21 protein-coding genes are annotated in these 22,644 nt (G+C 52.2%); 9 read left to right on the top strand and 12 right to left on the bottom strand.

The window, feature by feature from the left end; genetic code table 11:
* Positions 1–65: 65 nt before the first annotated feature.
* The 7 genes from pgl to tkt all read right to left on the bottom strand — a co-directional run bounded on the left by pgl (position 66) and on the right by tkt (position 8,204).
* Entirely contained in the window at positions 66–800 is a 735-nt protein-coding gene (gene pgl / locus ACYVH9_RS24190; protein WP_460638996.1) for a 6-phosphogluconolactonase, read from the bottom strand.
* Positions 797–2,314, bottom strand: coding sequence for a glucose-6-phosphate dehydrogenase (zwf, locus tag ACYVH9_RS24185; RefSeq protein ID WP_460638995.1), 1,518 nt, complete (start codon positions 2,312–2,314; stop codon positions 797–799). The genes pgl and zwf overlap by 4 nt, the downstream gene beginning before the upstream one ends.
* Positions 2,311–3,738, bottom strand: a complete 1,428-nt coding sequence (gene gndA / locus ACYVH9_RS24180; RefSeq protein WP_460638994.1) for an NADP-dependent phosphogluconate dehydrogenase — start codon at positions 3,736–3,738, stop codon at positions 2,311–2,313. Before gndA ends, zwf begins: the two co-directional genes overlap by 4 nt.
* 25 nt (positions 3,739–3,763) lie before the next feature.
* Positions 3,764–4,375, bottom strand: a complete 612-nt coding sequence (locus ACYVH9_RS24175; protein WP_460638993.1) for an HAD family hydrolase — start codon at positions 4,373–4,375, stop codon at positions 3,764–3,766.
* 3 nt (positions 4,376–4,378) lie between these two features.
* The gene (tal, locus tag ACYVH9_RS24170; RefSeq protein ID WP_460638992.1) at positions 4,379–5,482 is read right to left on the bottom strand and encodes a transaldolase; all 1,104 of its coding nucleotides are present in this window, start codon (positions 5,480–5,482) and stop codon (positions 4,379–4,381) included.
* Between the two features lie 93 nt (positions 5,483–5,575).
* Positions 5,576–6,022: an RpiB/LacA/LacB family sugar-phosphate isomerase gene (locus ACYVH9_RS24165; RefSeq protein WP_460638991.1), complete on the bottom strand. Its 447-nt coding sequence runs from the start codon at positions 6,020–6,022 to the stop codon at positions 5,576–5,578.
* Between the two features lie 172 nt (positions 6,023–6,194).
* Positions 6,195–8,204, bottom strand: coding sequence for a transketolase (gene tkt, locus ACYVH9_RS24160; protein ID WP_460638990.1), 2,010 nt, complete (start codon positions 8,202–8,204; stop codon positions 6,195–6,197).
* Between the two features lie 204 nt (positions 8,205–8,408).
* Here tkt and ACYVH9_RS24155 point away from each other — a divergent pair, with 204 nt between their 5' ends.
* The 6 genes from ACYVH9_RS24155 to ACYVH9_RS24130 all read left to right on the top strand — a co-directional run bounded on the left by ACYVH9_RS24155 (position 8,409) and on the right by ACYVH9_RS24130 (position 14,371).
* Positions 8,409–10,535: a S9 family peptidase gene (locus tag ACYVH9_RS24155; RefSeq protein WP_460638989.1), complete on the top strand. Its 2,127-nt coding sequence runs from the start codon at positions 8,409–8,411 to the stop codon at positions 10,533–10,535.
* A 95-nt stretch (positions 10,536–10,630) separates the two neighbouring features.
* A complete protein-coding gene (locus ACYVH9_RS24150; protein WP_460638988.1) occupies positions 10,631–10,960 on the top strand; it encodes a DUF4377 domain-containing protein in 330 nt (109 codons plus the stop codon).
* A 57-nt stretch (positions 10,961–11,017) separates the two neighbouring features.
* Complete coding sequence (locus ACYVH9_RS24145; protein WP_460638987.1) at positions 11,018–11,668, top strand: hypothetical protein; 651 nt, start codon at positions 11,018–11,020, stop codon at positions 11,666–11,668.
* A gap of 56 nt (positions 11,669–11,724) precedes the next feature.
* The gene (locus ACYVH9_RS24140; protein ID WP_460638986.1) at positions 11,725–12,807 is read left to right on the top strand and encodes a Gfo/Idh/MocA family protein; all 1,083 of its coding nucleotides are present in this window, start codon (positions 11,725–11,727) and stop codon (positions 12,805–12,807) included.
* Positions 12,808–12,884: 77 nt separating this feature from the next.
* Positions 12,885–13,400: a thioredoxin family protein gene (locus ACYVH9_RS24135; protein ID WP_460638985.1), complete on the top strand. Its 516-nt coding sequence runs from the start codon at positions 12,885–12,887 to the stop codon at positions 13,398–13,400.
* A gap of 182 nt (positions 13,401–13,582) precedes the next feature.
* Entirely contained in the window at positions 13,583–14,371 is a 789-nt protein-coding gene (locus ACYVH9_RS24130) for a hypothetical protein (protein WP_460638984.1), read from the top strand.
* A 48-nt stretch (positions 14,372–14,419) separates the two neighbouring features.
* Here the strand turns inward: ACYVH9_RS24130 and ACYVH9_RS24125 are convergent, their stop codons facing one another.
* Positions 14,420–15,715, bottom strand: a complete 1,296-nt coding sequence (locus tag ACYVH9_RS24125; RefSeq protein ID WP_460638983.1) for an aminopeptidase P N-terminal domain-containing protein — start codon at positions 15,713–15,715, stop codon at positions 14,420–14,422.
* Positions 15,716–15,800: 85 nt separating this feature from the next.
* Between ACYVH9_RS24125 and ACYVH9_RS24120 the strand changes: the two genes are divergently transcribed.
* The gene (locus ACYVH9_RS24120; protein ID WP_460638982.1) at positions 15,801–17,339 is read left to right on the top strand and encodes a S8 family serine peptidase; all 1,539 of its coding nucleotides are present in this window, start codon (positions 15,801–15,803) and stop codon (positions 17,337–17,339) included.
* A gap of 58 nt (positions 17,340–17,397) precedes the next feature.
* Here ACYVH9_RS24120 and rfaD read toward each other — a convergent pair whose 3' ends face one another.
* A complete protein-coding gene (gene rfaD / locus ACYVH9_RS24115) occupies positions 17,398–18,363 on the bottom strand; it encodes an ADP-glyceromanno-heptose 6-epimerase (RefSeq protein ID WP_460638981.1) in 966 nt (321 codons plus the stop codon).
* A 302-nt stretch (positions 18,364–18,665) separates the two neighbouring features.
* Here rfaD and ACYVH9_RS24110 point away from each other — a divergent pair, with 302 nt between their 5' ends.
* Together ACYVH9_RS24110 and lpxB are read left to right on the top strand one after the other, a co-directional pair.
* Entirely contained in the window at positions 18,666–19,082 is a 417-nt protein-coding gene (locus ACYVH9_RS24110; RefSeq protein WP_460638980.1) for a 6-pyruvoyl trahydropterin synthase family protein, read from the top strand.
* A gap of 3 nt (positions 19,083–19,085) precedes the next feature.
* Positions 19,086–20,210, top strand: a complete 1,125-nt coding sequence (gene lpxB / locus ACYVH9_RS24105) for a lipid-A-disaccharide synthase (protein WP_460638979.1) — start codon at positions 19,086–19,088, stop codon at positions 20,208–20,210.
* A gap of 44 nt (positions 20,211–20,254) precedes the next feature.
* On the opposite strand, the gene ACYVH9_RS24100 is transcribed toward lpxB, so the two are convergent.
* Genes ACYVH9_RS24100 through ACYVH9_RS24090 form a run of 3 tightly spaced genes read right to left on the bottom strand, consistent with a single transcriptional unit; the run spans position 20,255 to position 22,637 of the window.
* On the bottom strand, positions 20,255–20,824 hold the full coding sequence (locus ACYVH9_RS24100; RefSeq protein ID WP_460638978.1) for a 1-acyl-sn-glycerol-3-phosphate acyltransferase: 570 nt from the start codon (positions 20,822–20,824) through the stop codon (positions 20,255–20,257).
* Between the two features lie 39 nt (positions 20,825–20,863).
* On the bottom strand, positions 20,864–22,009 hold the full coding sequence (locus ACYVH9_RS24095; protein ID WP_460638977.1) for a site-2 protease family protein: 1,146 nt from the start codon (positions 22,007–22,009) through the stop codon (positions 20,864–20,866).
* A complete protein-coding gene (locus tag ACYVH9_RS24090) occupies positions 21,972–22,637 on the bottom strand; it encodes an HAD family hydrolase (protein ID WP_460638976.1) in 666 nt (221 codons plus the stop codon). The genes ACYVH9_RS24095 and ACYVH9_RS24090 overlap by 38 nt, the downstream gene beginning before the upstream one ends.
* Positions 22,638–22,644: the final 7 nt, after the last annotated feature.

Here is a 22,644-nt window from a genome sequence, read left to right as displayed (position 1 = left end):
CTTTTAGTTTGTAATAAATAGAGTACGGACCGGTCAAATTGCTTCTGGATTCCGAATACGTGAACCTATTTTGGCAAAACCGATGCCGCCGGTTCGTCCAGAAACCAGTGCACCTCGCCTTCCGTCTTGCGAATCAGTTGTGCGGGGTGATTTTCAATGTCTTCCGCGCCATTCAAAACGGCATTGACCGCTTCGGCTTTTCCTTCTCCGTAAACCAGAAACGCCAGACGACGGCCCAGATTGATCAGCGGAGCAGTCATCGTAATCCGGTACACATCCTGATCCTCCAAATAAACGGCTTTCACCGAAACCGACGTGTCGTGCAACACCGGCGTGTGCGGAAAGAGCGAAGCGGTGTGCGAATTGTCACCCAATCCGAGCAGGATCAGATCAAAGCGCACCTGTTCGGCCTGGAAACGGTTTTGAATCGTTTCTGCGTAGCGTTGGGCGGCTTCGGCGGGTGGCAGGCTGGTATCAACCGCAAAAATATGCTCCGCCGGAATCCGCAACGGTTCAAACAGCGCTTTTTTGACCATCAGGGCGTTATTGTCGGGATGGTCGGCGGGCACGTTGCGCTCATCGCCAAAGAAGAAATCGACTTTATCCCAGTCAATCCGGCTGCTGTACTCCGGGGATGCCAGCAATTCGTAGAGCTTCTTGGGCGAACTACCACCCGATAGCGAAACCAAAAACCGGCCGTTTTCGGCAATCGACTCTTTGGCGCTTTCCACGAAAAAATCGGCCAGCGCCACCAGTGTCTGGTCGGCGGTTTCGTAAATATGCAGAATAGGCTGGCTCATGCGTGTTTACTGCTAAGTGGAAGTGTAAACCAGTGAAAACCGTCCTGCGCAATAAGTGCTTCGGCATTTTCCGGTCCCCAGGAACCGGCGGGATAGTTCGGAAAACTAAGGCTTTTTTTGTTGCCCCAGGCATTCAGAATCGGCATGATCAACTCCCAGGCGGCTTCCACCTGGTCACTGCGCATGAACAGCGTCTGATCACCCAGCATGGTATCAAGCAGCAGGGTTTCATATGCTTCGGGCGGTTTGCCGGCGTAGGTGCCGCTGTAGTCAAACACCAGATCAACGGGGTTGAGCGTCATGTCCAGACCGGGGCGCTTGGCCTGCATCTGGAGCCGAATGCTCATTTCGGGCTGAATACTGAAAATCAAGCGGTTTTGCTGCCAGTTTTCGGCTGATTCTGCCGGAAAGATGGAATGCGGAACGTTTTTGAACTGGATTGAAATGACCGATGCCGACTGGCTCAGGTGTTTTCCCGTCCGAACGTAAAACGGTACGCCCTGCCAACGCCAGTTGTCGACGAAAAACTTCACGGCGGCAAATGTTTCCGTATTTGATTCGGGATCAACCTCCTCTTCCTGCCGGTAACCCGGCACTTCCTTGCCTTCAATCCAGCCGTGGGCGTACTGGCCCCGAACGGCTGAAAATCGAATGGCATCGGCGTCAAACCGGCGCATTGACCGCAACACGTCCACCCGACGGTTTCGCACCTCATCGGCGTCGAGGTTGATCGGCGGTTCCATCGCAATCAGACACAGGAGTTGCAGAATGTGGTTCTGGATCATATCGCGCATGGCCCCCGCCCCGTCGTAATAACCGCCCCGATCTTCAACGCCCAGCTGTTCGGTCACCGAAATCTGGACGTGATCGATGTAATTACGGTTCCAGATGGGTTCCAGCAGCGAGTTGGAAAACCGGAATGCCATGATGTTCTGCACGGTTTCTTTGCCGAGGTAATGGTCGATGCGGTAAATCTGCTTTTCGTCAAAGATTCCCTGCAACTGCGCATTCAACGCCCGCGCCGACTCCAGATCATGCCCGAACGGTTTTTCGATCACAATCCGAGTCCGCGATAGTCCATCTTTCGGACATTTGTTGGCAATGTTTTCCGCGATGATCGGGAAGAAATTGGGAGCCACCGCCAGGTAATAAATCAGGTCCGCTTTCTCGCCCCATTCCGCTTCATAGGTCTGGAAGCGTTCACCCAATTCGTGGTACGTTTTCGCATTTTTCAGGTCCGAAACCTGGTAATAAATATTCTTGCTGAATACGTCCCATTGCTCGTTTTGGGATTGTCCGCTGCGGGAAAACTTGTCGATGCCTTCCCGAAGTTTTTCCCGGAACTGCTCGTCGGTAAGTTGCGTGCGGCCCGTTCCAATGATTGAAAAATGAGCGGGCAACCAGCCATCCAGGTACAAGTTATACAAGGCCGGGGCCAGTTTGCGCCAGGCCAGGTCACCGGTTCCCCCGAAGATCACAAATACGGTGGGCTGCGGTTTTAGAGTCGATTTCATGGTTTACTTGGTAACGGCGTCCAGTGGGTATGGAAAACGCCTTCTTTGTTAATCAGTTCGTAGGTATGAGCGCCGAAGTAATCGCGTTGCGCCTGAATCAGGTTGGATGGCAGGTTTTCGGTCCGGAACGAATCGAAATACGTCAAAGCCGACGCCAGGGCCGGAATGGCCAATCCTGCTGTAATGGACGAAGTAACAACTGCCCGCATGCTGCCCAGGCTCCGGGAAACCAGCTCCTTGATGGACTCATCGAGCAGCAGATGCTCCAGACTCGGTGCCTTTTCGTAGGCATTGTAAATGTCGCTCAGTAAAGCCGCCCGGATGATACAGCCACCCCGCCAGATTTTCGAAATTCCGGCCAGATCAAGGTTATACCCGTACGCAATCGAAGAACGATACAGCAAATCAAGGCCCTGCGCGTAGGTCATGATGATACTGAAATACAGAGCCTCTTCCACCGATTCTAAGAAGTCCTCCTTGTTGACGTTGAGCGCAGCAGGTTCACCGCCGTAAATGCCCGATGCCCGCACCCGCAACGTTTTGTACTTGGACATATCGCGCATGGCCACCGCCATGTCGATGGTCGGAATGGGCACTTCCAGGTCCATCGCCACCTGCGAGGTCCATTTGCCGGTTCCTTTCGATTTGGCCTGATCTTTAATCAAATCCAGCAGGTACTGATCCGCGCCGTCTTCCTTGAAATTAAAAATGTCGCGCGATACTTCGATTAGAAACGACTGCAAACGGCCTTCATTCCATCCTTTAAACAGCTGGTGAAGTTCCTCATTGTCAAGCAATAACCCTTTGCGCAGAATTTCGTATGTCTCGGCAATAAGTTGCATGACCCCGTACTCAATCCCGTTATGCACCATTTTGACAAAATGGCCCGATGCGCCCGGTCCGATATAGGTAACGCAAGGATCTCCGTTTACCTTGGCGGCAATGGCATCAAAGATGGGTTTCAGCGTCAGGTACGCCTGTTTGTCGCCACCCGGCATCATACTCGGCCCTTTGCGTGCGCCTTCTTCACCGCCCGAAATGCCCATTCCAAAGAAGTGGAAGCCTTTTTCGTCCAGGTATTTATCCCGAAGAATGGTGTCGGTAAAATGCGAGTTTCCACCGTCGATGATAATGTCGCCGGGTTCAAGCAGCGGCAGTAACTTTTCGATGACGTTATCGACCGGTTTTCCGGCGGGCACCAGCATCATGATGGCCCGGGGCGTAGACAAGCTCTGGGTCATGGCCGCCAGGTCCGTAAACCCTTTCACGGGTTTGCCTTCGCCTTCTTTTTCAAAACCAGCAACCTGGTCGGGATTGATGTCGTAACCAGCCACGGGAAAACCGTGATCGGCCATATTGAGCAGCAAATTGCGGCCCATCGTTCCCAGGCCGATCATTCCAAAATTATACTTCGTTTCTGCCATTGAACTAGTGCAAGTTTAGCGGTTCTTAATTCAGCTTTTCCAGGATGGATTTCGTTGTTTCAAAGGATTGATGATGGAACGCCTGGATACCCAGTTTCCGGGCCGTTTCTACCAGCATCAGGCGGTCATCGAAATAGAAACATTGCTCCGGGCGCGCCTGCGCAACGCCCATTGCCAGTCTGAAAATACCAGGGTCCGGCTTCCGCATTCCCACCTCACAGGAAGAAATGAAAGCGTCGAAACACTGGTGCAGCCGGTGTTTTTTGATACGGTATTCGTTGAGTTCGCGTCCTTCGTTGTTGATGGATAGAATCCGAATCTGTGGATTGCTTTTTTTCCACTCAACCAACCACTGGAGCATGTGGGGCAATTCCAACGACTGCGCAAACATAAACGATTTGAAATCCTCCCGGGTAAAATCGCGCGGTTTGTTGAAAACAACGGTGTCCAAATATTCGTCAAGCGTAATGCGCCCGATCTCGTACGTGTTGAAGATAAAATCATGCAACACGTCCATTTCCGCGTAATCAAACCCGAACGTTTCGGCCGCCCGCTGCCGGGATTCGTGCCCCCACCCATTGGTGAGCAACACGCCCCCGACATCCAGAAAGAGAACTTTAATGGGAGTCAACTCCATACCTTAAGCGTGTTCGAGCGCTTTGCGCTGGGTGGCAATGGCCGCCAGCAGCTTGTCGTACGGCTTGTTGAATTTGTCGATGCCTTCGTCTTCGAGCTTTTGGGTAATCTCGTTGATGTCGATTCCGGCAGTTTTGAGTTTTTCGAGAATCTCCGTGGATTTATCCAGATCGTTTTCCAGGCGGTTTTCGGCCACGCCATGATCCCGGAACGCTTCCAGTGTTTCCATCGGAACGGTATCAACGGTTTCTGGCCCGATCAGTTCTTCCACGTATTTGGTATCCGGAATTGCCGGATTTTTGCTGCTTGTACTGGCCCACAGCAACCGTTGCGGTTTCGCACCCTTTTCTTTCAGCTTGGCAAACCGTTCGCTGCTGAACACGCGCTTGTAAATTTCGTAAGCCTTGCGGGCCGAAGCAATCGCAACCTCGCCTTTCAGATCGCCCAGGCCTTTTTCGTCCAGCATGGGGTCCACCATCACATCGATCCGGCTGAGGAAGAAACTGGCCACCGACGCAATGTGGTCAATGGGCTGACCAGCCGCCACGCGCGCTTCCAGACCGGAGATGTACGCATCCGTTACGGCTTCGTAGCGATCCAGCCCAAACAGCAGCGTCACGTTGACGTTGATACCTTCACTGATGGCGGTTTGGATGGCGGGCAGGCCCGGCTCCGTTCCCGGAATTTTGATCATGACATTTTCCCGATCCACGGCTTTCCAGAGTTCGCGGGCCTGCCGGGTGGTTCCCTCCGTATCAAGTGCCAGGTGCGGAGATACTTCCAGACTCACGTACCCGTCGGCACCCCGAATTTCTTCTTCGTAAACGGGCTTAAACAAATCAGCCGCCCGCTGAATATCGCTGACGGCCAGTCCGTAAAATATATCTTCGTCGCTTTTATTGTCTTTAGACAGTGTCTTGATGTCTTCATCGTAATCAGAACTGCTGCTGATCGCTTTCTCGAAGATAGCCGGGTTCGACGTGATACCCCGAACGCCATCTTCGTCGATCAGTTTTTGCAATTCTCCGGAATCCATGATTTTCCGGTCGATAAAATCCAGCCAGATGCTCTGGCCAAATTCGTGGATTTGTTTGACGCGATTTGCCATTTTTTCGTTTAAGGTTTAAAGTTCAAGGTTCAACGACTACGCTACCAGCGAAAAAGCCTTATACGGTAGACGTCAAACCTTGAACGGCAAAAGTTATTTACTTTCTAATTCAATCACTTTATTCAACCGGCGGAGGTGTCGTTCGGCCCCGCTGAAGCGGGCTTCCAGAAAAGCCTGGACGAATTCTTCGGCCACCCGATTGCCTGTAATACGTCCGCCGAGGCAAATTAAGTTCATATCGTCGTCTTCTACACCCTGATGAGCCGAAAAATGGTCGTTAATTAAAGCCGCCCGCACGCCCGGAATCTTGTTGGCGACAATAGCCGCGCCCACCCCGCTGCCACAAACGGCCACACCCCGCTCCACGTCCCGCTTCGACACAGCCTGCGCGAGCGGAATAATTTTGTCGGGATAATCGTCCAGGGAATCATATTCGTGAGCGCCGTAATCGACCACTTCGTAGCCTAATTTGGTCAGATGCGATTTCAAATCTTCTTTGAGTTCGAAGCCACCGTGATCGGCGGCAATGCCTATTTTCATGAGTACACGGGTTATAGTTTTCGGTTTATCGGTTTTCAGTAACCGGTTTTCAGCGCGATTCTTAAGCTGATCAGGATTGGCAAACCCGAACAGCGTGCAGCAACCATAGCGTCAACCCACTGTAAACCGCATCCTGAAAACCGTAGACGATAAATTACAAACCGAAAAGCGGTTAATGCAACAGTGCTTTGGCCCGCTTGACCACATTTTCTACCGTGAAACCAAATTTCTTGAACAGGTCGCCCGCCGGTGCTGATTCGCCAAACGAGGTCATGCCCAGAATATCGCCTTCATCGGTAACGTATTTTTGCCAGCCCAACTCCGCGCCCGCTTCCACCGCCAGGCGTTTTCTGTGCTTTTTGGGCAGCACTTTTTCTTTGTAAGAAGCATCCTGACGATCGAACAGTTCCCAGGAGGGCATGCTCACCACGCGGGCCGCAACCGATTCCTTTTTCAATTGCTCCTGTGCCTGCAGCAACAACGATACTTCCGACCCTGTACCGATCAGAATGACATCGGGTTCTTTGTCAGAATCGGACAGAATATACGCGCCTTTTTCCAGTTCCTTCGCGCTGGTGTATTTTTCCTGGTCAAGCACGGGCAAGCCCTGCCGGGTCAGAACGATGGCTACCGGGCCACCCGGATGGCCGATGGCCACCCGCCAGGCCTGAGCGGTTTCGTTGGCATCAGCCGGGCGAATCACCACCACGTTCGGAATGGCGCGCAACGCCATCAGGTGTTCAATGGGTTGGTGCGTGGTACCGTCTTCACCCAAGCCGATACTATCATGTGTAAACACATAAACTGGGCGAATTTTCATGATGGCCGCCAGCCGAATCGTGGGTTTCATATAGTCTGAAAACACCAGAAAAGTGGCCCCGTACGGAATAATGCCTTTGGTAACGGCCAAACCGTTCAGAATGGCACCCATTGCGTGCTCCCGAACACCAAAATGGAAAATACGCCCTTCCCGGTTGTCTACTGTAAATGACTTGTAATTTTTCAGATCGGTATTCGTTGACGGGGACAAATCAGCCGATCCGCCGATGAGGTGCGGCAAATCATCGGCGATGGCGTTCAGCACTTTCCCTGATGCCTGGCGGGTTGCCAGCTTTTCTTCACTTGCCGGAAAAACGGGAATCTTTTCCTCCCATCCCTTCGGCAATTTTCCATTGGTGACCCACTCAAATTCTTCGGCCAGCTCGGGGTATTTTGCTTGGTAAGCCTTATACAGATCGTTCCATTTTTCTTCTTTCTTGGCCCGCTCCTTGCCAATCTCGCGGTAGTAATGAAGCACATCGGGGGGCACCACAAACGACTGATCAGGATCAAAGCCGAGGTTTTCTTTCACCAGCCGCACTTCCTCATCTCCCAGGGGCGAACCGTGGGCTTCAGCGGTGTCGGCTTTGTTGGGGCTACCGTAGCCAATGTGCGTCCGGACTTTGATCAATGACGGGCGGCTTGTTTCTTCCTGGGCTGCTTTCACGGCCTGGTACAACGCTTCCAGATCATTGCCGTCGGGCACTACCTGCACATGCCAGCCGTACGCTTGAAACCGCTGGGCCACGTCTTCCGTGAAGGTCAAATCCGTTGTTCCTTCAATCGAAATATGGTTGTCGTCGTAAAAGTAGATCAGGTTGCCCAGCTTCAGATGGCCCGCCAGCGAAGCGGCTTCGGAGGTGATTCCCTCCATCATATCGCCATCGCTGCAAAGGGCGTATATTTTATAATCGAAGAGCGGAAAATCCGGCTTGTTGTACCGGGCCGCCAGGTGGTATTGCCCAATGGCAAACCCAACGCCGTTGGCGAACCCCTGCCCCAGCGGTCCGGTCGTGATTTCAACGCCTTTCGACAAACCGTATTCCGGGTGGCCGGGTGTCTGACTGTCGAGTTGCCGAAACTGCTTGAGGTCTTCCATGCTCAGGTCATAGCCCGTCAGATGGAGGTAACAATACTGCAACATACAACCGTGGCCAGCCGACAGAATAAACCGGTCGCGGTTGGGCCAGTCGGGATTTTGGGGGTTGTAATTCATGGCTTCCGTCCAGAGAATATGGCCAATTGGAGCCGCACCCATCGGTAAGCCGGGGTGGCCAGACTTGGCTTTCTGCACGGCATCGGCCGCCAATACCCGAACGGTATTGATGCTTAATTGCTCAATGGATTGGGTTGTGCTTTTCATTGAAAACGGGGGATTGTGATACACGTAGCGTAGACTTAGTTAACCCGTCGCCAAAGGCTTTGTTTAGTAATTTCGCAGAGGTGAGCGAAGCGAAAGAAGAGAAGCGGAGTAATTTTTTCGCTAAAAAATGCTGATTTCAGCCGCTCACCTCTGCGAAATTACGCTTCTTTCGTATTTTCAGGTTTCCGAATACAACTCCCTCTTATGAAGCGAATTTTCCTCTTTAGCCTCATGCTGTTCGGGCATCTGGTCGTTAGTGCTCAATCGTTCACGCTCGAATCCGTCCGTAGTTATCCTTTCCCTTCCGATCTGACGGCATCAGCCCAGGGATCAAAAATTGCCTGGGTGTTCAACCAGAACGGAAAACGGAATGTATATGTAGCCGAAGGACCAGAATTTGTGCCCCGGATGCTCACTAATTATACGGAGGACGACGGCCAGGAAATTTCCAGCCTGGCGATTTCGGCAGACGGAAAATGGGTTATTTACGTACGCGGGGGCGATCATGGCTCCAACTGGGACGAAGCACTACCGGTCAACACCACCTCTGCGCCCAACCCCATCAAAGTGCAGGTCTGGAGTGTCCCGTTTGCGGGTGGTCAACCCAAATCGCTGTCGGAAGGCGACGAACCGCTGATTTCCCCTAAAAATGACCAGGTCGCTTTTATTAAATCAAATCAGGTCTGGACGGCCCCCATCGATGGTTCATCGCCCGCCAAAAACCTCTTTACTGCCCGGGGCGAAAACGGATCGATTCAGTGGTCGCCCGATGGCTCAAAACTGGCGTTCATTTCGGGCCGGGGTGATCACGCCTTTGTCGGGGTGTATAGCAATGCTGAAACTCCCATTCAGTGGATGGCTCCCTCCTTTTCCCGCGACCGCTCTCCGCGCTGGTCACCCGACGGGAAAAAAATTGTGTTTGTCCGCACACCCGGATCGGGCGGTGCGCCGGATTCCGTGCTGGTACGAAAACACCAGCCGTGGTCCATCTGGACCGTTGATGTAGCAACAGGCAACGCCAGCCCACTCTGGCAGGCCCCCAAAACCCTGGCCGGATCGGTGCCGAACACCCACGGCGGTGTCAACCTGCACTGGGCCGCCCACGACCGCATTGTTTTTGTTTCGTACCAGGACGGCTGGCCGCACCTGTATTCCCTGCCCGCATCCGGCGGAAATCCGTTGTTGTTAACCCCCGGTTCGTTTATGGCCGAACATATCCAGTTGAGCGCTGACCGTAAATGGCTGGTTTTTAGCGGCAACACCGGCCCCGATAAGCTGGATATCGACCGGCGGCACGTGGTTCGCGTTCCTGTCGACAAAGCTGCTGTAGAAGTACTGACGCCGGGAGCCGGTCTGGAGTGGACCCCGGTTGTTACGGGCGACGGGACAAGTATCGCCCTGATCAGCGGTACCGCCCACCGTCCTCCGCTACCTGCCGTAATGCCGTTCTCGAAAGGCACTCCAAAGCTGCTGGCCCAAAACCTCATTCCCACCAATTTCCCGGAAAAACAACTGGTCACGCCCAAACAGGTTATTTTCAAAGCACCGGATGGCATGACCATTTACGCGCAACTCTTTGAACCTGCCAACGGTTCGGGCAAAAAGACCGGCAATAATGTCCCCGCTATCATTTATGTCCACGGCGGTCCGTCGCGGCAGATGCAGCTGGGCTGGAATTATTCGGACTATTATTCGAATGCTTACGCTTATAATCAATATTTGGTCAGCCTCGGTTTTACGGTTTTATCCGTCAACTACCGGTTGGGCATCGGATACGGGCACGCCTTTCACCAGCCCGCGAGAGGTGGTTCAGCCGGCGCTTCGGAGTACCAGGATATCAAAGCCGCTGCCGAGTGGCTCGCCCAACAACCCCAGATTGACGCCAGCCGCATCGGCGTGTACGGCGGTTCCTACGGCGGTTACCTGACAGCCCTGGCGCTGGCCCGCGATTCTAAACTCTTTGCCGCCGGGGTTGATATCCACGGCGTTCACAACTGGACCACCAGCCGTTCCCCGCTTCCGTCCAATCCCGCCGAACCGATTCCGGATGCTGAAAAAGCCGTTAAAGTAGCTTGGGAATCTTCGCCGGTTTCGGCGGTCCGTACCTGGACCTCACCCGTTCTGATCATCCACGGCGACGACGACCGCAACGTTCGGTTCAACCAAAGCACTGATCTGGTTCGCCGGCTCGACGCGCAGGGCGTCCCGATGGAAACACTGGTCATTCCCGACGATACCCACCACTGGATGCGCCACGACAATGCGCTGAAGGTTGGGCAGGCAACCGCCGATTTCTTTAAGCGGAAATTGCTAAAACCAGCCAAGTACTAATTTCACGCGGTCAACTTTATCAAGTTCGTTTCCAACGGTTTGGTGAGCAAATGCATCCTGACACAAAACAGGATTTATAACAGCTCCAATCATCCATGAACCAAATCATTCGCTTGTTTTCCATTTGCCTTGTCCTTTTGTTTTCCGCTTGCGACAAAAATAATTTAAAACCAGACATCATTACCATGCAGGTAGCCGACAAATACAGGGATTGCATGAGCGTTGGTCCGCAGAAGTGCCTGTGGGTCAAGATGGAAGACGAAGCAAACTGGTCTAACCACTACTTCGGCATTGAAGGTTTTACGTACGAAGAAGGCTACCAATACACCTTGACCGTCAGACGGAAACACATCAAGAACCCCAAGGCCGACGGGCCCAGTATCCGCTACATTCTGGTGAACGTCGTTGAAAAAACCAAAGTATAAATGCATTACATCGGTCAGTCACTCAGACTGGCCGATTTTATTTCGTCATCAAAGTTCATGACCCGTTCGTTACTCTTTCTTTTTTTTCTTGTTTCTTTCTTCACTGCTCAGGCCCAGCGGTGGCAGGGACAGATTGGCAGCAACCTGGCGACGTTACCGGGCCGTTCGCTCGAACTGACAACGGCTTGGAGCCCCCATCTCGATCAGTGGGCCATTACGTTCAGCGCAGGCTATACCCACGAAAACTCATTTGGCGGCTTCCGCAATGGATTCATCTGCAATTGCGGGGTCAATGATCTGAAAACATCGGGCGCTTTCTTCAAGCTGGGATCGCGTTGGGATGTGATTCGCAGGCAAGGGCGCGTGACCAAAGTGGGCCTCCCGATCGGCCTTAGCCTGATTGGTTCCCAATACCGCCAGCAAGGTACCATCGAATCCTTCAGCACGGGCAAATCCGTATATCGTCAGGTATCGGCAGACGGTTTTGTGACAGGCCTTGGCATCACGGCGGCCATGAACATCCGGTTTTCGGCCCGCTGGAATCTGGATCTGGGTGTGCAAAAGTTTATCGGTTTTCAGAAACGGACCGATTACTTTCTGTTTGATACGTACATAGCACACCAGCCCGGCATTGGCCTGACCAACTGGGAGAGTTTCTGGCCCGGTTTACAGGGAATTATTGGTTTGAATTATCGGTTGGGACATTAGTAGGCTTTTTTTATTCGTCATCCTATCCCAATTTGCGTTTCAAATCCCAATTTTCTATGTCAACACCCAATTCTTCGGTGCGGGTCCTCGTTGTCGGTTGCGGCAACATGGGAGCTTCGCACGCTATAGCGTATTCAACCCAGGACGGTTTTGAAATCTGCGGTATTGTTTCAACCGGAAAAAGCAAGGAAGCGCTCAACGAGCGACTCGGCGGTGGTTATCCGTTGTTCAGTGATCTGACCACGGCATTGCAGGAAACCAAACCCGACGCCGTCTGTATCTCAACCTATCCCGACACCCACGAAGCCTTTGCGATTCAGTCGCTGGAGAGCGGCTGCCATGTTTTCATTGAAAAACCGTTGGCGGATACCGTCGAAGGAGCCGAGCGCGTGGTGGCTGCCGCCGAAAAAGCCGGAAAGAAAGTAGTTGTCGGGTATATTCTGCGTCACCATCCCTCCTGGGAAAAGTTCGTCGAAGTGGCTCAGGGTCTGGGCCGTCCGCTCGTGATGCGGATGAACCTGAACCAGCAGAGCCACGGATACATGTGGACGGTTCACCGGAATCTAATGAAAAGCCTCAGCCCTATTGTGGATTGTGGAGTGCACTACATTGACGTGATGTGCCAGATGACGCGTTCGAAACCCGTGCAGGTCAACGCCATCGGTGCCCGGCTGACGGAAGAAATTCCGGCCGGAAATTATAACTACGGCCAGTTACAAATCCGGTTTGAAGACGGTTCGGTGGGCTGGTACGAAGCCGGTTGGGGGCCGATGATGAGCGAAACCGCTTTCTTCGTCAAAGACGTAATCGGTCCGAAAGGTTGCGTTTCGATTGTAGCCAAAAACGCCGGAGGAGTGGGCAAATCCGACAACGTCGACGCGCACACCAAAACCGAATCCCTCCGCGTTCACCACGCGGCACTCGATAAAGATGATCAGTTTGTTCAGGAAGATACCTGGATCGATATGCAGGACGAGCCGGATCACCAGGAGTTGTGTAACCGCGAGCAACGGTTTTTCCTGAAAGCGATTCAGGAGAATGTTGATTTGACGGATCATTTGCAGGATGCCGTCAACAGCCTTCGCATCGCCTTCGCCTGTGACGAATCCGTACGGACAGGGCAGCCGGTGATGCTGTAAGAACCGAACCGCTGAGCAGGATTTAAAATCCTGCTCAGCGGCTTAATCAACCAGTTACCAATCTCACTTCATCGTTCATGAAACGGTTTTCTCTCCTCCTTCTTCTGGCCTTTACAGCCCTGACAACCCAGGCACAGGAAGCGGCCAAACCGGCGGCTCCCGCCATTTACAACCCCAAAGCTGACGCGCAACAGGAGATCAAAAATGCCGTGGCCAAAGCGGGAAAAGAAGGAAAGCACGTTTTGCTGCAAATTGGCGGCAACTGGTGTTCCTGGTGCATCCGGTTTCATAACCTTACCCATTCTGACACCACCTTAAGTCGTTTGCTGAACGCGAATTACGAAGTGTTACGCGTGAATTACAGTCCCGAAAACAAGAACGAAGCCACGCTGGCCCAACTGGGTTATCCCCAACGGTTTGGCTTCCCGGTTTTTGTCATTCTGGATGGCCAGGGCAACCGGCTGCACACGCAGAACTCGGCTTACCTGGAAGAAGGCAAAGGCCACAGCCCAAAGCTCGTCGCCGAATTTTTGCAAGGCTGGTCGCCCAAAGCCCTCGATCCAAACGCTTACCTCCCCAAAAAAAGTAAATAACGTTCCAGCCGGGCTTTTAACGTTTACCACCGGCAGCGCAAGAGGACCAGGCTACAAAAGCGGCCATTCGATTCGTCATCAACGCGATCAATTGGCAGAACACCAGTAGTCAGGCAAATGAGGTGAATGTCTATCGGGGTAACGTAAAATTTGAGAACCGATCACCCTCCTTTTCGTCCTTTATGCGTTTTCTTTCCATCCAGCTTCTGCTATGGCTGGCTGCCAACACGGTTTTTGCGCAACGTGCCCACGAACTCCGCCGGTTTCAATTACAGGAAGTAAAACAGGGCGTTGCCGTGGATGCGTCCCATTTTTACGTCATTAACAACACATCGATCACCAAGCACGCCAAAACCGATGGCAAGTTGGTAACGGCCTGGAACGACTCCACCGGCTTGCTGAAACACATGAACAGTGGCGTGGTACTCGACGGGAAACTGTACGTGGTTCATTCCAATTATCCGGCGGTTCCGATGCTCAGCTCAATTGAAATTTTTGACGCCAAAACGCTCCGCCACCTGGGCAACCACAGCTTGGGGTTCCAGCCCGGTTCCGCGACCTGGGCCGACTTCCACGGTGGATTCTGGTGGGTCGCCTTCGCCAATTACTCCGACAAGGCCTCCGCCGAAGGTCGCGATAACCGCTGGACCATGTTGGTTAAATTCAATCAACAATGGGAACGACTGGAATCGTGGAGTTTTCCCGCCAGCGTTCTCCAGGCCTTTTCCCCCAAAAGCACCTCGGGCGGAACCTGGGGAAAAGACGGGTTTCTGTATTGCACCGGCCACGACAAACCGGAGCTGTACATTCTAAAGCTACCTGATCGCGGCTCCACCCTGCAATACGTCAAAACCGTCCCGACCATCAGCGAAGGCCAGGCCTTTGCCATCGACCGGACCGTCCGTGACAAACTGATCCTCTACGGCATCACACGACATGATAACTTCGTGATTGTTTCGGAGGTGAAGTAACGGTTTTCAGTTTACAGTAAGCCGTCTTAAACTGAAAACCGTAAACTTTTACCCGTTCATCAACTCCTCGATTTCCTCCGCTTCCACCGGAATGGAATCCATGAGGTCGATGTTGCCGTTTTCGGTAATCAGGATGTTATTTTCCAGCCGGATGCCCAGCCCTTCCTCGCGGATGTAGATGCCCGGTTCACAGGTAAAAACCATCCCGGCTTCGAATTTACGGTATTTGTTGCCCACGTCATGCACATCCAGGCCCAGAAAGTGCGACGTTCCGTGCATGAAGTACTTGCGGTACAAGGGGTTGTCGGGGTCTTGTTTAGCCACTTGGTTCTTATCGAGCAGCCCCAAACCAATCAGTTGCGACTCCATAATTTTACCCACTTCCTTGTGGTACTCGTCCCAGAGGTTCCCCGGTACCAGCAACTTTTTGGCTTCCTTCATGACGTGCAACACGGCATTATAAACGGCTTTCTGTCGCTCCGTAAACCGGCCACTGACCGGAATGCTGCGGGTTAGATCGGCGTTGTAGTTTCCGTACTCAGCGGCCACATCCAGCAAAATAACCTCGCCCTCCTGGCACTGCTTATTGTTTTGCAGGTAGTGCAACACGCAGGCGTTGGCACCCGACGCAATGATGGGTTCATACGCAAATCCGCGCGAGCGCTGACGGACAAATTCGTGCAACAGTTCGGCTTCAATTTCGTACTCCCAAACCCCCGGTTTGACGAATTTCAGCAACCGTCGGAAACCGTCTTCCGTAATCCGCATGGCCTCCTTCAGCAGCGTCACCTCTTCGGGTTGCTTGATCGCCCGCAGGTGGTGCATCAAGGGCGCCAGGCGTTGGTAGTGGTGCAACGGATACTTTTCCTTAAACTGCCGAACGTTGCGGGCATCACGGGTTTCAACTTCGGATGAATTGCGCGTATGTTCATTAGTATTCAAGTAGATATTTTCCGCTTCAAAAACCATCTGAATGAAAATCCGCTCAAACTCGTGGGTCCAGAAAATCGATTTTTGGGGAATTCCCGACGTTTGTTCGGCTTCCTGTTTGGTTAGTTTATGCCCTTCCCAGATTTCGATCAGCTCGCTGGTCTCCCGCAGAAACAACACCTCCCGAAATCGTTCGTCCGGGTGGTCGGGAAAAAGTACCAGCAGGGTTTCTTCCTGATCAACGCCAGACAGGTAAAAAAGGTCATTATTCTGCCGAAAGCCCATGGAGCCATCGGCGTTGGTCGGCATGATGTCATTGGCGTTTAGAACGACCACCGATTTCGGTTTCAACAGGTCGGCCAGCCGCTGGCGGTTTCGAATAAACAATTCGTTGCTGATGGTGGTATACTTCATACTATTCGGTTTTCAAATGATAATCCATTCGGTAATGTCACGATCGTGTTGTACATTAATGCCTAAAATTGATGCTTTCGTTTCAATGAAAAAAATTGTTCTGCTTCTTTTTGGGTTTATGGTCATCACGGCCAGCTCCTCAAAAGCTCAATCAAAGTACTGGATTACGCTGAAAGACAAGCCTTCGACCGAAAAACCGTCTCTTTCTCCCCTTTCTCTTTCCAATCGCCAAACCCTGGGGCTTGCCGTTGACGAAACAGATTTACCCCTCAACCCAACCTACTTGCAGGCCTTGTCGCAACAAGGCGTAGCACCGTTGTTTCGATCACGCTGGCTGAACGCGGTTTCAGCGGAACTGACCCCGGCTCAACTTCGGCAGGTGAAGGCGCTGCCGTTCGTCAAAGACCTCGTACCCATCGATCAGCATATCGTTATCAACAGCCTTCAGTCTGACATTTCAAAAGTTCTGATGGCGCCGGTGATGTCGCAGATTCAGGCGGATGTGTTCGGACGTGCTGGCTTATCGGCTAAAAACGTAACGATTGGTGTGATTGACGCCGGTTTTTTCGGTGCCGATTCGGCGAGTGCCCTGAAGCATATCTTTCAGCGCAACGGCATTCAATCCGTTCGGGATTACGTCAATCCGAACCGTCCGCGCGACGCCTTTTTTAGTTCGCTCGAAACCCTTTCCGACTTTCACGGTACCGAAGTGATGGCGGCCATTTCGGGACACGACCCCAACGAAAACATTCAGTACGGATTGGCAACGGATGCCAAATTTTACCTCGCCCGCACCGACCACGGCGCTCGTGAATTCCGGGGCGAAGAAGACAATTGGGTAGCTGCGATGGAGTGGATGGACAGCCTGGGCGTTCGGATCATCAATACCTCGCTAGGGTACGCGAAAGGATTCACGAATCCGAAAGAAAATTACCAGCCCAGTCAAATGGACGGACACACCAGCCTGATTAGTAAAGCGGCTCAGCTGGCTGCGGAAAAAAAGGGCATTCTGGTGATCGTTTCGGCTGGCAACGAGGGCGACGACCGTTCGTGGCGCATTATCTCCACGCCCGCCGATGCGCGCGGGGTTCTGGCCGTAGGAGCCACCAACAACAAGGTCTGGAACCGCATTGGCTACAGCAGCATCGGTCCCGAGTTTCTACCGTATTTAAAACCCAACGTGTCGTGTTTTTCGCTGTACGGCACCTCCCTGTCAGCGCCCGTCATCACGGGATTTGCGGCCTGTCTGATGCAGGCAAACCCCAAACTAACCAACAAGGAATTGATTGCGATCATTGAGCAGTCGTCGCACCTATATCCCTACGGCAATAATTACATTGGCTACGGAGTTCCGCAGGCGTCGCGGGCGCTGGCGTTGGCCAAGGGACAAACCCTGCCAACTTCGGCCCGTTCCATCAAAGCAACAGGTAAAACGTACTCGCTCGCCCTGCCCGAATACGGCGAAAACTCCGTTTCGGTCTTTCATAAAAAAGATGATATCCGGGTATTGCAGCAAGAATCCATGCGGGTTCAGAACGGGGCCATCCTGTTGCGCCGGAGCCACGACGAAAAGCGCACGACCGTGGATTTAAAGAAGGAAGTTGTTGAAATTATCTGGCAGTAAAACGGCCCGTTCCGATTAAAGGATTGACAAACGAACGATCCTTTAATCGGAACGTGGGCTAAAGATATTTACCGGGTGTCAGGTAGTTCTTTACATAATCCGCAATGCCTTCTTCCAAAGACTGAAACGGCTGCGAATACCCAATAGAGCGCAGTTTGCTCATGGTTGCCTGGGTGTAGTACTGGTATTTATCCCGAATATCTTCGGGAGTATCAATGAATTCAATCTGGGGCGTCACACCCATGGCCTGAAACGTATTGTTGGCCAAATCCAGGAAAGTTCGGGCCTTCCCACTGCCGAGGTTATAAATGCCGGAATTCCGCCGGTGGTGCATCAGAAACAAGCAGACGCCAATAACATCTTTCACGTAAATAAAATCACGCATTTGCTCGCCATCGGCAAAATTCGGGTGATGCGACCGAAATAGCTTCATACTGCCCTTTTGCTTGATCTGGCAAAAAGCGTGATAAATCACCGACGCCATCCGATCTTTGTGGTATTCGTTGGGGCCGTATACGTTGAAAAACTTCAGCCCGGCCCAGAAAAACGGATGACGTTCCTGTTCCAGCACCCACTTATCGAAGTCGTTTTTCGAGTCGCCGTAAGGATTGAGCGGTTTCAACTGCGGAATGAGGGATTCGTTGTCATCGTAGCCCAGTTCGCCCAGTCCGTAGGTAGCCGCTGAAGAGGCATAGACCAGCGGTATCTGGTACTCGATACATTTCTGCCAGATCTTTTTCGAATACTCCAGGTTCAGGTGATCGAAAATGCTCCGATCAAATTCCGTCGTATCCGTTCGAGCACCAATGTGAAATAAAAATTCAATCTCGTGGTAATTTTCATCAAGCCAATCAAAAAACTGCTCCCGATCCACCCGTTCAAGGATCCGTTTATCTTCCAGATTAGCCAGCTTATTCGCCGTCGAAAAGTCATCAACGGCGATAATGGCATTGAAATTTTCCTGATTCAATCTTGAGATCAGACAGCTTCCGATAAAGCCTGTTGCGCCCGTAACAATTATCATACTCCGTAGAAATTGAGCAACGATTGTTTTAGGTTAGATTAGTTTTACGAATTCTTACTAAGAAACAGGATGTAAAGTTAGGACAAATCCTTACACCAACCTATCCACGTTTTAATGAAAAAATAGCATTATTCTAACATCCAATTTTTCAAACGCACCTAAAAACCGTGCTTTTTGTTAGGATCATTGTACGGCAGCTCTGCTTTAAATTTGGATTTTTATTAACGCACCGAAGACCGTAATTTTGCACGCAAATTCATAACGGGCCACGTGGCTCGTCTAACGACAGTGTCGCTCAAGCGATGGTATATATTAGCAGAAAAGAACATTTCAATGCCGCCCACCGATTGTTCAACCCGGCCTGGACGGATGAGAAAAACAAGGAAGTTTTTGGCCCGTGTGCAAACGTCAACGGGCACGGACATAACTTTGAATTAATCGTCACCGTCAAGGGAGATCCTAATCCTGATACGGGTTTTGTGGTCGATCTGAAAGTCTTAGCCGACCTGATCAAAACCGAGATTATCGATAAAGTCGACCATCGGAATCTGAACGTCGACGTTGATTTCATGCAGGGCAAAATGGCCAGCTGCGAAATATTTATCGTCGAGATCTGGAAAATCCTGGCCCGTGCGCTCGCCACTATTTCCGACGCGCAACTGCACCGCATCCGACTGTATGAGACCCCAAAAAATTACGTCGATTATTACGGGGAATAACCAATGACTTACTACCTGATTGCCGGAGAACGCTCCGGCGACCTGCACGGCGGCAACCTGATCAAGGCCATCAGGCAACACGACGCCCAAGCCCGGTTTCGCGCCTGGGGCGGTGACCAAATGGAGGAAGCCGGTGCCACCCTGGTTCGGCACTATCGCTCGATGGCATTCATGGGTTTCCTGGAAGTTGTGCAAAACCTGGGCACCATCCGCCGGAACCTACGCGATTGCCAGCAGGACATTCTGGCCACCCGGCCCGATGTGTTGATCCTGATCGATTATGCTGGCTTTAACCTCCGTATCGCTCGCTTTGCGAAGCAGCACGGCATCCGGGTTTTCTATTACATCTCCCCGAAGGTGTGGGCCTGGAATCAGAAACGGGCCCTGAAGATCAAGGCGCTGGTCGATCGGTTATTCGTGATCTTTCCGTTTGAAGTTGATTTTTACAAAAAGTACGATTACCCCGTTGATTACGTCGGAAACCCGCTGATGGACGCTATTGCCGCCTTCCGGCCCGATCCCGATTTCCGTAAAAAACAACAGCTGGGCCCGAAACCGGTGATTGCGTTGCTGCCCGGCAGCCGTCGGCAGGAAGTCATCCAGATGTTGCCGATCATGCTGGACGTGATACCGCATTTTCCGGATTACCAGTTTGTGGTTTCGGGAGTCAGCAACCTACCGGACTCCTTGTATAAAACCGCTTTGGCCCGCTTTCCGGATATTCCCGTCGTGATTGACGATGCGTATAACCTTCTGACCGTGGCCGATGGCGCCCTGGTTACTTCCGGAACCGCCACCCTGGAAACGGCTTTATTGAACACGCCGGAGGTGGTTTGTTACAAAATGTCGTGGGCGACCTATCAGGTGGCCAACCTGCTGGTGGCCGTTCCGTATATTTCCCTGACCAATCTGATTCTGAACCGCGAAGCCGTTAAAGAACTGGTACAGAACAAACTGACCACACCGAACCTCGTGGAAGAATTGCGTAAAATTCTGCCCGCTGGACCGGAGCACCAACGCCAGCAGGCCGATTACGCCGAACTACGGGAGCTGGTGGGCGGTCCTGGAGCCTCCGAACGGGCTGGCGCGTTGATGGTTCGTGATCTAGCCCAAAACCGTCTGCGATGATGGTAGCGGTAAAGCCGCACCATACGCTTTGACACCTCACTAGCTTACTTCGAGATAACCCCCGTTTCTTCGTACCGTTTCAACCACGTCTTTTTCTTGCCCTGAATCCCACTGAAAAATTCGTACACGGGGCGCATGTCTTTTTCAAAATCGCCGGTGACATACAAGGGTTCACTCAGGAAAATGGCTTTGCGGGGATAGTCGATACCCGTCAGAATCAGCGGGACACCCGATTTGAGGGCGATGTAATAAAAGCCGGTTTTGAGACGTTCCACATCGGAGCGCGTTCCTTCGGGCGGAATGCAAATGTGCAGTTGCTCACTCTGGTCCAGAACCTGAACAATGGCGTCGACCAGGTTATTGGCCCGGCTACGGTCTACCGGCTTACCGCCCAATATCCGAAAAAACCACCCGGCATACCAGGTAAATAATTCCTTTTTGGCCAGGTACCGAATCCAGATGCGGGTAGTGGCCCGCCCGCCTACTCCGACCAGAAAATCCCAGTTGCTATTGTGAGGGGCGAACACCCAAATGCCTTTGGGTACATCAGGAACCGGGCCAATGAGCCTCCAGCCAGCTATTTTATACAACCATCGGGTCAGTGCACTAAACATAATTTCCTAAACAATCCACGCCATCATTGGCCGACAAGTTTAAGAAAAAATGAACGGTTTTGGCGTAAAACACAGTACAAAGATGAGTAAAGTTAGCCAGCCCAGGATGATGCGGCCGGTGCTCAACGGTTTTTCGTCCTGGGTGTCGGGGTGATAAACCCCCAAAAACCGACCTATGATCAGGATAAACAACAGAAAACCCGGATACCCTTCAACCGTTGGAAAAAGAAAGGAAATCAGAAACTGCCCCGCTACTACACTCAACGCCAGCAGCCACGTCGTCGTACGGTTTTCGCTGATGCTTCGAAAGCTAAGAAACAAGGCCAGAATGTACAAGCCGAATTTTCCCATCTCATTCAGGAAATCACTGTCATTGGCGATCACAAAATCCGACGGTTTGAAAAAACCCAACCCCGAATAAAATGCAAACCCTATCAGCAAAACCGGGGCAACGAGCCGGAAAGCACGGGCCCCAATCAGGCTGTAGAGAACGTGCCCGCCATCCAGCTGACCAATAGGAATCAGATTGAGCGCCGTAAAAAACAGCGCAAAATACCCCGCCATCAGATACGGGTAGTGAATGATCTCGTAAGGATGCGGCAACCGGGCCGGATCAGCTACGTAGGTTTTGAAAAACCAGAACAAGATGTTATCACCCAAACTCATCAGACTCTCGGGCGGCAGGTTTTTATACACGTGTTGCCCAAAGGCCAGTCCGTGCTGTTTGTATTCGGGGTGAATCGTGAAGATGTGTTCCGGCGGGGGCAAGTGCGTAAAACCGTACCATAAAACGATCAGGGCCAGGACAAACCCCGCCAGCGGACCGGCGATGCCGATATCGAAGAACTTTTTGCGGCTACTGATGAAGTCCTGAATCCGAATAAAAGCACCCAGCGTCCCAAGGGTTTGCCCAATGCCGAACCACAGCGGAATGTAATACGGCAACGTCACGCGAACCTGGTGGTAACGGGCGGCAAAATAATGCCCAAACTCGTGCACCGTCAGGATGGCCAGAAAAGGGATGGAGTAGTGTAGCCCCTCCCAGAATTCGGCCCACCCGATCCCGTGTTCAAAGTCCAGAAAATAACGACCGTACATCCATTCTGCACCAGCCGCGGTCGTTGAAAACAGGGTAAGCACAAAAAGGCTAGCTTGAATGAGGTACGTCCTCGTTTGTGGCTTCATCGCGCAGATAATCAAGAATCGTCAGGGGCGGTTGCACCTGCACAGCGTGGATACCTAACTCCGCAGCCGAACGGATGTTATGCGGATTATCGTCCAAAAACAAGGTTTCTTCGGCTTTCAATCCGGATGTATTCAACACATACTGGTAAATTTCCGGTGACGGTTTTGCCAGTTTTACTTCGTAGGAATAATACACCCGCTCGAACAGTTCTTCGAGCGAAGGTTGCCCGAGTGCCGCGAAAATTTTCCGGACCCCCTCAATGTGAATGGGACTGGTATTGCTCAGCAGAAATAACCGGTATTGACCCTGAAGTTCGCGGATGCGTTCGATGCGCTCAATGGGCAGGTCCAGCAAAACGGTATTCCAGGCGGTGTCGATTACTTCGTCGGCCCAGCTATCGTTTTTTAGCAATTGCCGAACGTGCTGGCGAAAGCCTTCGTCGTCGATCAGGCCGGTTTCATACTGTAAGGTCAACCCGTGTTCTCGCCAGAGCGACTCCACGTCTTCTTCCGACAGGCCCGACAGCACGGCAAAATTGCGAATCGGAGCCCGCAGATCAATGGGAATGATTACATCCCCAAGGTCGAAAATAATATTCTTAATCCCGGCTTTTAAGACTCCTGCCATCGGCTTT

It is taken from the genome of Larkinella harenae (assembly GCF_054780515.1).
This window is presented reverse-complemented; position numbering and strand designations above follow the sequence as displayed.